This window comes from Paenibacillus sp. LHD-117, assembly GCF_030929555.1.
Classification (GTDB): domain Bacteria; phylum Bacillota; class Bacilli; order Paenibacillales; family Paenibacillaceae; genus Pristimantibacillus.
Map to the genome: position 1 here is coordinate 109,921 of NZ_JAVFVT010000003.1, position 12,901 is coordinate 122,821.

The 12,901-nt window shown below is 48.2% G+C and carries 9 protein-coding genes, 1 tRNA gene and 1 pseudogene; 8 read left to right on the forward strand and 3 right to left on the reverse strand.

Translation table 11 applies throughout. From position 1 onward, the window contains the following. Positions 1-7: 7 nt before the first annotated feature. Positions 8-83: transfer RNA gene (locus RB620_RS02970), tRNA-Ala, on the forward strand. A 547-nt stretch (positions 84-630) separates the two neighbouring features. On the opposite strand, the gene RB620_RS02975 is transcribed toward RB620_RS02970, so the two are convergent. Further along, positions 631-1,032, reverse strand: coding sequence for a VOC family protein (locus tag RB620_RS02975; RefSeq protein ID WP_308092030.1), 402 nt, complete (start codon positions 1,030-1,032; stop codon positions 631-633). Between the two features lie 526 nt (positions 1,033-1,558). On the opposite strand from RB620_RS02975, the gene RB620_RS02980 reads away from it, so the two are divergent. Continuing rightward, entirely contained in the window at positions 1,559-1,939 is a 381-nt protein-coding gene (locus tag RB620_RS02980) for a MerR family transcriptional regulator (RefSeq protein WP_308092031.1), read from the forward strand. 56 nt (positions 1,940-1,995) lie between these two features. Here RB620_RS02980 and RB620_RS02985 read toward each other — a convergent pair whose 3' ends face one another. Together RB620_RS02985 and RB620_RS02990 are read right to left on the reverse strand one after the other, a co-directional pair. Beyond that, positions 1,996-2,754, reverse strand: coding sequence for an SDR family oxidoreductase (locus RB620_RS02985; RefSeq protein WP_308092032.1), 759 nt, complete (start codon positions 2,752-2,754; stop codon positions 1,996-1,998). Positions 2,755-2,984: 230 nt separating this feature from the next. After that, positions 2,985-3,836: an AraC family transcriptional regulator gene (locus RB620_RS02990; RefSeq protein ID WP_308092033.1), complete on the reverse strand. Its 852-nt coding sequence runs from the start codon at positions 3,834-3,836 to the stop codon at positions 2,985-2,987. Between the two features lie 124 nt (positions 3,837-3,960). Here RB620_RS02990 and RB620_RS02995 point away from each other — a divergent pair. From RB620_RS02995 to RB620_RS03020, 6 genes and pseudogenes are all read left to right on the forward strand, one after another. Further along, a pseudogene (locus RB620_RS02995) lies at positions 3,961-5,906 on the forward strand (glycoside hydrolase family 127 protein). Positions 5,907-6,176: 270 nt separating this feature from the next. Beyond that, a complete protein-coding gene (locus RB620_RS03000) occupies positions 6,177-6,968 on the forward strand; it encodes a DeoR/GlpR family DNA-binding transcription regulator (protein ID WP_308092034.1) in 792 nt (263 codons plus the stop codon). Beyond that, positions 6,946-7,755 (forward strand): Cof-type HAD-IIB family hydrolase, encoded by an 810-nt coding sequence (locus RB620_RS03005; protein WP_308092035.1) that lies wholly within the window; start codon positions 6,946-6,948, stop codon positions 7,753-7,755. The genes RB620_RS03000 and RB620_RS03005 overlap by 23 nt, the downstream gene beginning before the upstream one ends. Positions 7,756-7,772: 17 nt before the next feature. Then, complete coding sequence (locus tag RB620_RS03010) at positions 7,773-8,972, forward strand: MFS transporter (protein WP_308092036.1); 1,200 nt, start codon at positions 7,773-7,775, stop codon at positions 8,970-8,972. A 357-nt stretch (positions 8,973-9,329) separates the two neighbouring features. Further along, positions 9,330-10,418 (forward strand): GntR family transcriptional regulator, encoded by a 1,089-nt coding sequence (locus RB620_RS03015; protein ID WP_308092037.1) that lies wholly within the window; start codon positions 9,330-9,332, stop codon positions 10,416-10,418. Positions 10,419-10,661: 243 nt separating this feature from the next. After that, entirely contained in the window at positions 10,662-12,863 is a 2,202-nt protein-coding gene (locus RB620_RS03020; RefSeq protein WP_308092038.1) for a glycosyl hydrolase family 95 catalytic domain-containing protein, read from the forward strand. Positions 12,864-12,901 lie beyond the last annotated feature (38 nt).

Here is a 12,901-nt window from a genome sequence, read left to right on the forward strand (position 1 = left end):
GTGATTCGGGGCCTTAGCTCAGCTGGGAGAGCGCATCGCTGGCAGCGATGAGGTCAGGGGTTCGATCCCCCTAGGCTCCACCAATAAAACAATTTAACCACATCCGTTGGATGTGGTTTTCTGTTTTATTAGTGGAAGCTCCTAGGGGGCGAACCCCGGGGTTCAGTCCGCGCGCAGGAAGTGGAAGGGATGCTACGAAGCATATACCTCAAACGTACGAGCACGGCGTCTGAATCTACCGCTAAAAGTCCTCGCCGAATAAGCTTCGTCAGCCATTAGATCAAGATTCGGACATCCCATGGTGGATAGACGAGCTAGTGCAAGTCGTATCCCCCTAGGCTCCACCAAACAACAAATTCAAACCACATCAGTTGAAGTGGTTTTTTGTTGTTTTTGGTGGAGCCCAAGGGGGGAGCGAACCCGGGTTCAGTCCGTGCGGACGTAGCCGAAGGCGTATTGGTTACGGGGTCCCCGCAAAGTAATCGGAGTAAGCTTCGAAGCTGCCCGTCACTTTGTGGGGTGTGAAAACGGCGTCTGAATCTACCGCTAAAAGTCCTCGTCGAGTAAGCTTCGTCAGCCATATAATCAAGATTCGGACATGGAGTTGTAGTGGTTGATTTTACCGCTTATTTACGTAGGGTTCACCGCGAAAATGGAATGAATATTACCCTCGGGATCGCCGAAGAAGCCGGTAGTATGACCCCAGGACTTGATTTGTGGCGCTGTGACGTCAATGGCTCCCTTCGAAACGAATTCATCGTACAAGGCGTATACTTGATCCGGCGAATCACATTGGAAATTAAGCTCGAAGGCTTGTCCTGTGCGACTTTCCCTGTAAGAAAAATAACCATTGGTATTCTCCGCCATTAGCGATTTAGAGCAAATGGCCAATCTCACTCCTGAATTGCTGAATTCTACGTAATGCTCCTCTTCAACAACAATTGCAAATCCCAAGACTTCCTGGTAAAACCGGGCCAATCGAGCAACATCTTCTGCTATCAGTTTAAGTCCTTCCAATTTGACTATCTTCATGGTTTACCCCACCTCCATATAGAGTTTAGCATATTATATAAATCTACATGTAATATATTAACAACTATGAGAACGATTCTGTGAGATTTACATAAATGAAAAGCGGAACACAATGATAACCACGAAAGGTGAAGGTATGATTTGAAGATTTATGGTAGTGAAACCGACTCACTCGGGAGAGCGCATCGCTGGCAGCGATGAGGTCAGGGGTTCGCCTGCGCGGACGGAGCCGAAGGCGTATTGGTTACGGGGTCCCCGCAAAGTAATCGGAGTAAGCTTCGAAGCTGCCCGTCACTTTGTGGGGTGTGAAAACGGCGTCTGAATCTACCACTAAAATTCCTCATCGAATAAGCTTCGTCAGCCATATAATAAGGGATTCGGACATCCCATGTTGGATAGACGAGCTTGTGCGAGTCATATCCTGCTAGGCTCCATAAACGAAACACCTTGTCCCATTTTGAACTCTTTATTTCCTTGGCACACCCGCATATAATGGGAATAATTCTAGTGCGAGGAGCCCGAAATAATGAAAATAAGCGAATTGTCCCGCCTGACAAATATCAGCTCGCGCGCAATAAGACATTATGAAGAAAAAGGATTGCTTACGGCCGAAAGACTCGATAACGACTACCGCGATTTCAGCGAAGCTGCCGTCGATCGGATTCGATCGATTCAGCTCTACTTGAAGCTGGGTTTTACGACAGATGAAATACGGAGCCTGTTCCAGTGCGAGGTCGCGTCGCCGGACGATTACGAATACTGCGAAGAAATGCAGGAAATCTACGAAGAAAAACTGCGTAAGGTGAAAGACCAGATTGATTCCATGCTGCAATTGAAGCGGCTGCTGGAGCGGCAGGTTGCGCTAACGCTTGCCAGCAAAACGCAGAACCTGCGGGCATCCATCTAGCGAGCATAAGCTTCTTGACATGGACGCGACGAACGAACGTCTGCGCAACCATTCTCTTATTCGGTGAAAAGACCTTGGCCTAGACCGCCGTCTACAGACAATTTGGCGCCTGTTGTGAAGGTGGCTTCGAAGGCGAGAAACAGCACAGCATTTGCCACCTCTTCCGGCGAGCCGTGACGTTTCATTGGTGTAATCTGATTGCCAAGCTCCTCAAAGGTGTCCCGTTCTGATTCCGAGAAACCTGCCACACCCATCGTCGGCGTTTTGATGAAGCCGGGACTGACCACATTGACGCGAATGCCCCTTGGCAGCAGTTCAGCCGCAAAACCTGAGGCAAGCGAACGCAGCGCCGCTTTTGAAGCTCCATAAACACTCATTCCCGGGGTGCCACCTTCATCTGCCACGGATGACGTAAATACGATCGATCCGCCTTCTCGAATGAACGGAGCCAGTCGCTGAACCGTAAAAAATGCCCCCTTCGTATTAATGTCAAATGTTTTGTCATATGTGCTTTCGGTCACTTCCGTGAAAGGTTCGAGCAGCGCGATTCCTGCATTGATGTGGACGAAGTCGATCTCGCCGAACCGTTTGTCGACGTATGCAGCTAAAGCATCAATATCTGCCATGAGTGACACATTGGATTGAATGACATGCGCCCGTTCTCCCAGTTCCCGCTTTGCTTTTTCTACATTTTCAGGACTGCGCCCTGTCAGTATGACATCGGCTCCCCCCGCCAGCAATGATTTGGCCACAGCCATTCCCATGCCGTGCGTACCGCCCGTTACAAGAGCCTTCTTACCCTCATACTTCCTCATGATCTTGTTCCTCCCCAATTCAAAATGTTTGTTGCGGTTTTATAAGGAGAGTATAAAGGTTCACGCTAGTGTGAAGGTCAACAGCTAATTTTTCGGTGATAAAAAGAGATGTCCCTGTGTGGGCAGCGATGAGGTCAGGGGTTCTTCCGCGCGAACAGAGCCGTAGGTGTATTGGTTACGTGGTCCCCGCAAAGTAATCGGAGTAAGCTTCGAAGCCGCAAAAAGTTGCATTAATGGAAATACTGCTTCCTGAACTGACGAGGCGACATGCCGATGCCGCGCTTGAAGCAGGAGGAGAAGTAGGGAGCGTAACGATACCCGATTTCGTCGGCTATGCGCTCGATCGTCCAATCCGTCGTAATGAGCAGGCGCTTAGCCTGTTCCAGACGAACCTCATGCAGATACTCCATCGGAGTCTGGCCAACCTTTTCTTTCATGCAGCGGATAATGTAATTAGGGTGGAAGTGGAGCTCCTCCGATAACGTTTCATTGGTTACTTTTTCTTGATAATGCGTTCGGATATATCTAGCGGCCCGCTCGGCCAACTTGTTGGTCATGGAAGCTGCTTCGCCTGTCCGGATGTCTTGGAGCATGCGCAACAGTTTGATGAGCATCGCTTGCTCGTCCCAGAATCGTCCGTCGAACGGCATCGCTAACATTTCATCCAGAAGCTCGACGAAAGGCTGCAGGTTCTGCAGATGCATTTTCTTCTCAAGGGATAGCGTATGGGGATTGCCAAACGGACGGGAGGTATAAAGCGCTCCTTTGCCCGTCTTATCCGTTACGCTGTTCCTCCCCGCATGCTCGAAATGCACCCAATAAAAAGTCGTTGCTTCCATGCATGGCGCTACGGAATAATGTTCCCCATCCGGATGCAACAGTAGAGTATCGCCGCGGCTCAGACTCCATTCCCGACCGTTCTCTCCAATGTGCAACACCCCCTCGACGACAATTAGCAAATCATAGATGCCAAGGTTTCTCCGATTCGGATGTTGATCGCCGACTTTAAAGCGGGAGCATCCCGAACCCAGATAATAAGGGAGGGGCGGCATGGATAAAGTGATAGAGTCGCTTTCATTCATGGCATCATCACCTGTGTTAAATTTTATAGGAACTAGGTCAAATCATTGCTGTTTGCAGCTTTAAATCCAGAATATAATGTGATCAGCGGTGAGTCAATTATTATAGATAGGAGGATCTGACTTGATGAATACGGCTGTCACGATTCAAGATACATTCTGGAACGACTATATCGAGCTGGTGCGCCAGACGGTGATTCCATACCAATGGGAAGCACTAAACGACCGAATAGAAGGAGCGGAACCCAGCTATTCCATACGAAATTTTAGAATAGCGGCAGGCTTGGAGGAAGGGGAGTTCGGCGGCTGGATCTTTCAAGACAGCGATTTGTACAAATGGCTGGAGGCCGTTGCCTATTCGCTCCGCAATCATCCCGATCCCGACTTGGAGTTCATTGCCGATGGAGCCATCGACTTGATCGGACAGGCTCAGCATGGGGACGGGTATTTGAACACCTACTTTACGATCAAAGAACCGGGTAAGCAATGGACCAACCTTTACGAAGCGCATGAGCTGTATTGCGCAGGTCATCTGATCGAAGCGGCGGTAGCCTATTATCAATCGACAGGCAAGCGGAAGCTTCTCGAGATCGCATGCAGGTTTGCGGATCTGATCGGCAGTTTGTTCGGGACGGAACCCGGTCAGACGAGAGGATATTGCGGGCATCAGGAAATTGAGCTGGCCCTGGTCAAGCTGCACGACGTAACCGGAGAGGACAAGTATTTGGCGCAAAGCCGTTATTTCATTGACGAGCGCGGCAGCCAGCCCCATTACTTCATCGGGGAATGGGAGAGACGCGCAAAAAAAATATTTGGAATCAGGGATCTCCCAATCTCGAGATGTATCAATGCCATCTGCCGGTTCGGGAGCAATCGGTTGCCGTCGGACATTCGGTCAGGGCGGTGTACATGTACTCCGCAATGGCCGATCTTGCCCGTCTAACCGGGGATGTTGCGCTGCGTGAAGCCTGCGAACGGCTATGGGCGAACACGACTCGCAAGCAAATGTACATTACGGGCGGCATAGGAGCCACTCATCTTGGCGAGGCGTTTACCTTCGATTACGACTTGCCCAATGATACGGTGTATGCCGAGACCTGCGCGTCGATCGGCCTTATTTTCTGGGCACGCCGCATGCTTCGATTGGAAGCGAAGAGCGAATATGCGGACGTGATGGAGAGAGCGCTGTTTAATAATGTGCTGGGCAGCATGTCCAGGGATGGAAAACATTTCTTTTACGTGAATCCTATGGAGGTCTGGCCGGAGGCAAGCGCTAAAAATCCGGACAGGCATCATGTCAAGGTGGTCCGGCAAAAATGGTTCGGCTGCTCGTGTTGTCCGCCGAACGTTGCGAGACTTCTTAGCTCGTTGAATGATTATATTTACGATACGGACGAAGATGGAAAGCAAGTGTACGTGCACCTGTTCATCGGCAGCGAGTTCGGGTTCGAAGCGGTCAACAACGCGGTGACGCTGAAGCAGCAATCCGCGTTGCCTTGGTCAGGGCAGGTAAAATTCAATCTTTCGCTCCAAAACAAAACGGACTCGGCATCGTTTACGCTATTGCTCCGAATTCCTTCATGGTTTCAGAGCGGCGAACCTCTCTTAAAGGTCAATGGTCAACAGCAGCAGTATAGCAAGGAGAAGGGATACGCAAAAGTCGAGCGTGCATGGAACGAAGGTGACACGGTGGAGTGGGTATTGCCGGTCGAAACCCATTTCATTGCCGCCCATCCCAACATGCGTTCCAACGCCGGGAAGGTCGCCATTCAGCGCGGACCGCTTGTTTATTGCGTAGAAGAAACGGATCATGATGAGTTGATTAGTTCGTTGCTCGTAAACCCTGCTTCCGAGTGGGCGGAGCGTGCCGTTCCGGATCAATTAGGCGGTTACGTCATGCTGGAACATAATGGGGCAGGGATCAATCTTCCGTCTCTATGGCAAAACGATGATTTATATCGTCAACAGTCCCGCATGGAAACCAAGCCTGTTGCAATAAAAGCCATTCCATATTACTTATGGGGAAATCGCGAGCCGGGCGAGATGAACGTCTGGTTGAAACAAAATAGTTGAATCCATTAAAGTCCCTGGGAGAGAATCCTAGGGACAAATGTATTACAGCTTTAAATGTTGAAACGGCAGCCTCCTGAATTCCAGGAGGCTGCCGTTTTAAGTTGAGCCCTATAAAAAATCCTGCGGGATTAACCATGCGTAGATATAAGTGTTTTCAAATACTTAAAGTAGTATATGTTGCAAATTTGACGATATTTATATAGAATTACTTATATGATGTTGCACAACGACTTATAAAGACGCAAAATTCAGAAGAGGTGATACGGATTTATGTTTCAGGAAGAACGCATCAATATGATCATGGAGCAATTAAACCGGAACAAACGGATTGATATCAAGGATATATGCCAACAGTTCGACGTTTCCCGTGATACGGCGCGTCGGGACCTGTTAAGGATGGAAGAGCTCGGACTCATTCTTCGAACGCATGGGGGAGCGGTCCTGCCGCAGAAGTCGAAGGAGATATTCGAGTACAAGGATCGGCTTATCAAGGAATCCAGTGTGAAACGGGATATCGGACAACTGGCAGCATCGCTCGTGAACAATGGCGATTTCATCATGATGGATGCTTCGACGACCGTGCAGTTCGCGGCTGAGCATCTCACGGCAGAACACGTCGTTGCGGTTACGAATTCGATCGATATCGCAGACGCGTTGTCACGGAAGAAGGCAGTACGAACCTACCTATTGGGCGGAGAGTTGAATCTGCAGCACCGTTTTCTATTCGGGCAGGCGGCGATAGACAGTTTGGCTAATTACCAAGTGGACAAATTATTCCTTGGCGCATGCGGGATTACGTCCGATGGATTGTCGTACCCGGATGTAGAAGACGGCGTGGTGAAGCGCGAAATGATCAAGAAGGCGAAACAGGTCATCGTATTGGCAGACCACACGAAATTCGGCGATCAAATGTTTTACAAAATTGCAGGGCTGGACGCCATCGATCTGCTGATTACCGACCAGCAGCCAGATCGCCAATTTATGGAGAAGCTTGCGGAGCATCATGTGGAATTACTCGTTGTATCGGAGGAGGAACTCGATGATAAAACTGATCGTAAGTGACTTGGATGGTACGCTACTGGATCATGGGAAGCGCATTAACGAACGGGATTTGCAGTCCCTTGCGAAAGCATACGACCATGGGTTCGATTTGTGCATCGCGTCTGGGCGGATGAACTCGGAGATTCAAATTCTCTTGCAGCCCTTTGCGAATCGGTTTTATGCTGTCGGCCAGAATGGGGCGACCATTCATATGCACGACCAGCGCTTGCTGGCATCGGCGGAGTTTACTCCGGAGCTGTCAACGCAGCTGCTTCAAGTCACCGGTCGAGATGAATTCATTCATTTCATCCATTGTAACGATGATTCGTTCTACGTACGCGATTGGAATGAGGCAGTTTTATCATACGAAGCACGGATTATGACCGCGATCTCCACCCATGCCGACTTGGAGGGTGCCATTGCTGCAGACCACATGCGGTGCAGCAAGCTATCCTACTTCGGGGAGCTGGAAAAGCTAGTCCAGCTGGAGGCGCGGTTCAAACATAGGTTCACCGGTCAGATCGAAACCTTCATCAGCGATAAAGATTGTCTGGATGTGATGCCGTGCAACGTCTCCAAGGGTGACGCGTTAAAGCTGCTCATCCAGGAACTGGGGATAGCATCAGATGAGATCGCATGCATCGGCGACTCGTTCAATGATCTATCGATGTTCGCCTTAACGCCGCACAGCTTTGCAATGAGCGAGAGCCGTGACGAGATCCGCAGCCGCGCGAGCACAGTCGTTCAGTCCGTTGCTGAAGCCATCGACCACATTATTGCCTACAATTATATGTCCAGTACGAAATAGGGCAGGGAGATGAGCACATGAGACGTATCGTTTGGTTAGGCTGCTCCGCCTATTTTATGGTCGGGTTAGCTACAGTCGTGTTTGGCGCCTTGCTCCCGGAGCTGCTTCTAAGCTACGGCAAAAGTTACACCAGCGGCGGCCAGCTGGTATTCGCGCAGTTCGCGGGATTCTTCATTGGGGTTGCCTTGACCCCCAGGCTGATTGACTGGCTAGGGTACCCTAGAACGATCTGGCTGGGAATGCTTAGTCTGGCAGTAACCCATGCGGTCTTTTTCTCGGAGCCGATGTGGGGACTCGTGATCGCGTTCGCAGCCCTTAACGGCTGCGGATTCGGCATGACGCAGACGGCGATCGGCACCTATTTATTAGAGACAACAGATCAAGCCGCGAAGACAATGAGTCGACTGGAGGTTGCTTTTGGCATCGGTGCCTTATTCATGCCGATCGTCACGGGCATACTTATCGCCAAGTATGACTGGATCTGGTCCTTCGCGATCGTCGCAGTCGCAGCTTTTATCAATATGCTGTTCTGGACCCGGAATGCCATGACAGCTGGTCGTAATAAACCAATGAAGACAATGCCTTCGGTCAGCGCAGCCTATCAGGACACGACAATTAAAAAAGCTCCACTCTCTGCTTCATTGCTGCTAGTATTCGTTGGATTTGTCTTCCTTTATACGGGTCTAGAAACCAGCCTTAATAATTTCCTGCCTTCGATCTTCTCGCAGCAGTTCGCGCTCCATTCCTCGGATGCAAGCCTATCGGTTACGTTGTTATGGGTGGCGATGGTAATCGGCCGTTTCGCTACAGGCTACATTGCCGATCGACTTCGGTACGATCGCTTCCTGTTCTATAGCGCGATCGGGGCGGGCTTAAGTCTAGCGGGTATGACGATGATCGGGCACCCGATTGCTGCCTTTGGATTTGTAATGACGACAGGCTTGTTCTTATCTGGCATCTTTGCCGTTCTCATTGTGTACGCGAATCGTGTATTCGCTGGGAACACCAAGCGGATCACGAGCACGCTGATTGCATCGGGAGGAGTCGGCGGTGCTGTATTGCCATATGCAACTGGCTGGAGTATGGATATGTTGTCAGCGACTGGCGCGGTATGGATGCTTGTCGGCTGTGCTTTCTTGATGCTGGTGTGTTTGTTCCGAATTAGGATGTCTGCCGGTAGACGAGACATTGAATCGGTGACATCACTTGACCATTAAAAAACTGTCATGGAATATAGACATTTCTGCTGACAATTGAAGCATGTACTCGGAAATTCAGCAAACGATCAGGTAATTCTCAGGTATCTCGCCATTTTGTAAGGTACTATTAATAACGAATTCGTTCATGCGGTTGTGCGATCACATATGGTCAGGGGGGATCCTCAAATTGCGCGACTCCGGAGGAGGCGGCGGGAAGTCATGCCTTGTTTACTGCAGCACTGAAATCGAATCGTTCGGGAAGTACGATTCAGATCTGTTAGACGAAGTGGTTATCGGATGTATGTTCTGTATCAAAAAACTTGACACAGCGAAAGCGAAAAGTTAATGTGGTAATAAAAACAGGGAGTTCATTTTGTGGCTAAGTACATTATTCTAAAACAAGACATTCATAGAAGACTAATGAATGGGGAGTGGGCGGAAGGCCTTAGACTGCCCTCCAGCAGAGAATTTGCCGAATACTATGAATCCAGTGTGAATACGGTGGAGAAAGCCATCAAAGAATTAGTCGAAGAAGGGTGGCTATTCCGGGATACCCGAAGAGGAACTTTCATGGATAAAAGGAAGCTTACTGCTCAAGGCAGCACTCATCTGGTGGCTGCTTTCGTTTTTGGCATTGAGAATCCGCTTTGGTCGGCTGCATTGAGAGGAATTGAAGATGTATTATATTTACAACAATATCAACTGATAAGCTCAAGTAATGATCGAAATTTGGAGAAGTTGGAAGTGCTTGCAAGAGGGGCGGTAGCGAGAAAAGTAAAAGGAGTCATATTATGTCCAATTTTGAGTCCTGGACATGAAGATATCAATAATCGAATCTTCTCCCTTCTTCAAGATAATGGAATTAAAGTTGTGTGCCTGGATCGAACAGTATATAACAGCAATATTCCGTATGTAACAAGCGACAATATTACCGGGGCATATAATTTAACGAAGTTGTTAATCAATCATGGCCATCGTCGTATATTATTTATCCGAAATTCGAACATAAGTACAATGAATGAACGGTTAGTGGGATTTAAACAAGCTATTATCGATTCTGATTTAGAATATTCCGAGGAATTTGATGTGATTATACCGACCAGAATGGAGGATTTCTCCGACGAATTCAATTGGTATTGCGACGTATTTGAGCAGAAAATGAAACAATTGAATTTTACGGCTGTATTTACAGCGAATGATCAGATTGGGGAAGCGGCAATTCATTCTTTCAAAAAACTAAAATATAGTATTCCCGAGGAAATATCGCTTGTAACGTACGATGCTGCCAATTTAAACCGGAAAATTAATTTCAATGTAACGGGAATTTCGCAGCCCTTTTATGAAATGGGACAGTGTGCCGCCAGATTATTGCTCAATTTGATTGCTGGAAAAGGGGAACAATATAATATCGGACTAGTATGCAAATCGAAGATCGACATTGGAGAATCTGTTAAGTCGATTTAGTTGTAGCTGGCTGCTGAAGTAAAGACGACTGTTATTCCAAATATCTGGGATAATAGTCGTCTTTTTGCTGACCAAAAGCCCATCGTATTTTTTACACTTCTCCACTTTGTTATTGATTAAGTTTGTATTAAAATATGTATCATAAAAATGATATTTAATTAACTTATTATTGACACAGTTATCCATCTATAATAACATCTGACTTAGCGAAGTGAATGATTAAAGTACAGGGAGTGACGATGGTTGAAAAGTGAATTTGAATGGAAAGAACGAATGGCCAAGTATAACGGAATCTTCACGGAGCCGCCCAAAAACATACCTACGGACAAAGTGGTGGACGGCCCTTTAATTGGAAACGGTGATGTCGGAGTAGTGATCAGCGGATCGCCAGAACGGCAGCGTTTATGGATATCGAAGACCGACTTTTGGAAAGCGAAGCGGATGTATCCGAACGGCAGTCCATGCTTGCTCGGAGGAATCGATATTCATATACCTGCGTTGGCAAATGCTTCGTATAACAGTGAACAGAGGTTGCTTGAAGCGGAAGTTGCATCGGTATTTCATAATGACGCGACATCGGTCTCCATAAACTACTGGGTTTCGGCTGGCGAGAATATGGTAATTGTTGAGCTTACTTGTGAGGGCGAAGCCGTACCGATTACGGTTGATTTGTGGGTACAGCAAGGGAATGAATCCGAGACGGAAGAGGGGCAGCAGGACGATGTTGTTTGGGTGTCTCGAAAGTTTAACGGCGCCGACCTCGATTGGCCGACAGAAGGTGCAGTCGCCATGCGCTGCTTGGGCGGCGGGCGCGGTTCATTCCTGCTGCAGCCGGGAATAAAAACATGTATCGTTGCATCTGTATTGACGAGTCATAATGTTGAAGATTATCTGCTAGAGTCGGTTAGAAGAGCCGGACTTATGGACGTAAACCGAACGGAGATGCTTCGTTCGGATCATAAACGATGGTGGAGCAAGTTTTGGGCAAAATCCGAAATTGAAATCGGCGATGATGTGCTGGAGAAGTATTGGTACGGCTCTCACTACATCATGGCTTGCTGCAGCCGCAACAAGGCGTTTCCGCCTGGTTTGTTCGGCAACTGGATTACGACGGACGACTCTGCCTGGGCGGGGGATTTTCACTTGAATTACAATTACCAAGCCCCTTGGTGGGGAGTGTATTCGTCGAATCATATCGAATTGAGCGAACCTTACGATACGCCGTTGCGGGAATATATGCCGAACGGACGTAAGTATGCTGAACAATATTTAGGCTGTAAAGGAATCTATTATGATGTCGGTATAGGACCTAAAGGATTACCGACTGCCCTGTCCTCTTCGCAAGCAAGCATAAAGTATGAGAACGGCCATTTATTTTTGGGGCAAAAAAGCAACGCGGCGTATTGCGCAATCAATATGCTGATGCGTTATTACTACTCTTATGATATGCAATACGCGAGTCAGGAGGCGTATCCGTTCCTGCTTGAAGTTGCCGATTTCTGGGAGGATTATTTGACGTTCGAAGGAAACCGATATGTCATATATCGGGATGCGATTCACGAAGTCCCTACTTATACGGATTCACATCCTGACGATGAATGGTTGAAGGAGCTCGAGGACAAAAATCCGATTCTCTCGTTAGCGCTAATACAGGCAGTATTCAAAGGGCTGCTGGATATGTCCCATGAATTGAACCTCGATTCGAACCGGCGGGATAAATGGTCGCATATATTGGAGCATATCAGCAATTTTCCAACGTTCGAGCGCGATGGAAAAACGATATTTCGCTTAACGGAAGAAGGGCGAGATTGGTGGAATGATAATACGCTGGCCATTCAGCATATCTGGCCTGCCGGAGCGATCGGACTTGGCTCGGATAAGAAGCTGCTTGAAATAGCTAAAGATACGATTACTGTTTTGAACCGTTGGACGGATTATAACGGTTTTCCAACGATATTTACAGCCGCGGCCCGGGTCGGATACGATCCCGAAGTCATCTTGCGCGAGTTGCGTCGTCAGTGTCTTGAACATAGCTATCCGAATCTGTTCATTTTCTTCGGTGGAGGCGGCATTGAGTGCTGCAGCGGTGTACCTTCGGCAATCAACGAGATGCTATTGCAAAGCCATGAACATGTAATCAAGTTATTTCCCGCCTGGCCCCGTGAAAGAAACGCCCGCTTTGCAAATTTAAGAGCCGTCGGAGCATTTATGATATCGAGCGAACTGGCAGATGAAAACGTAACTTACGTAAACATAATAAGTGAGAAGGGCAGGGCATGTAAAATTGTCAACCCATGGCCGATGGAAGAAGTTGTAGTTATGGAGAAATGCGGAGATATTCAGAAAAAAATCGATGCGCAGTTGACCGGAGACATCGTTTCTTTTACTACGGAAGCAGGCAAGAGTTATATCTTAAGATCAGGAAAACAACATTTAGATATATAGGGTGAGTATTCTTAATTGAGCTGAGAGACGATGAACCG

Coding starts and splice junctions, on each gene's coding strand:
- RB620_RS02975 (WP_308092030.1), bottom strand. CDS start 1,032: ATGAAGATAGTCAAATTGGAAGGACTTAAACTGATAGCAGAAGATGTT.
- RB620_RS02980 (WP_308092031.1), top strand. CDS start 1,559: ATGAAAATAAGCGAATTGTCCCGCCTGACAAATATCAGCTCGCGCGCA.
- RB620_RS02985 (WP_308092032.1), bottom strand. CDS start 2,754: ATGAGGAAGTATGAGGGTAAGAAGGCTCTTGTAACGGGCGGTACGCAC.
- RB620_RS03010 (WP_308092036.1), top strand. CDS start 7,773: ATGAGACGTATCGTTTGGTTAGGCTGCTCCGCCTATTTTATGGTCGGG.
- RB620_RS02990 (WP_308092033.1), bottom strand. CDS start 3,836: ATGAATGAAAGCGACTCTATCACTTTATCCATGCCGCCCCTCCCTTAT.
- RB620_RS03005 (WP_308092035.1), top strand. CDS start 6,946: ATGATAAAACTGATCGTAAGTGACTTGGATGGTACGCTACTGGATCAT.
- RB620_RS03000 (WP_308092034.1), top strand. CDS start 6,177: ATGTTTCAGGAAGAACGCATCAATATGATCATGGAGCAATTAAACCGG.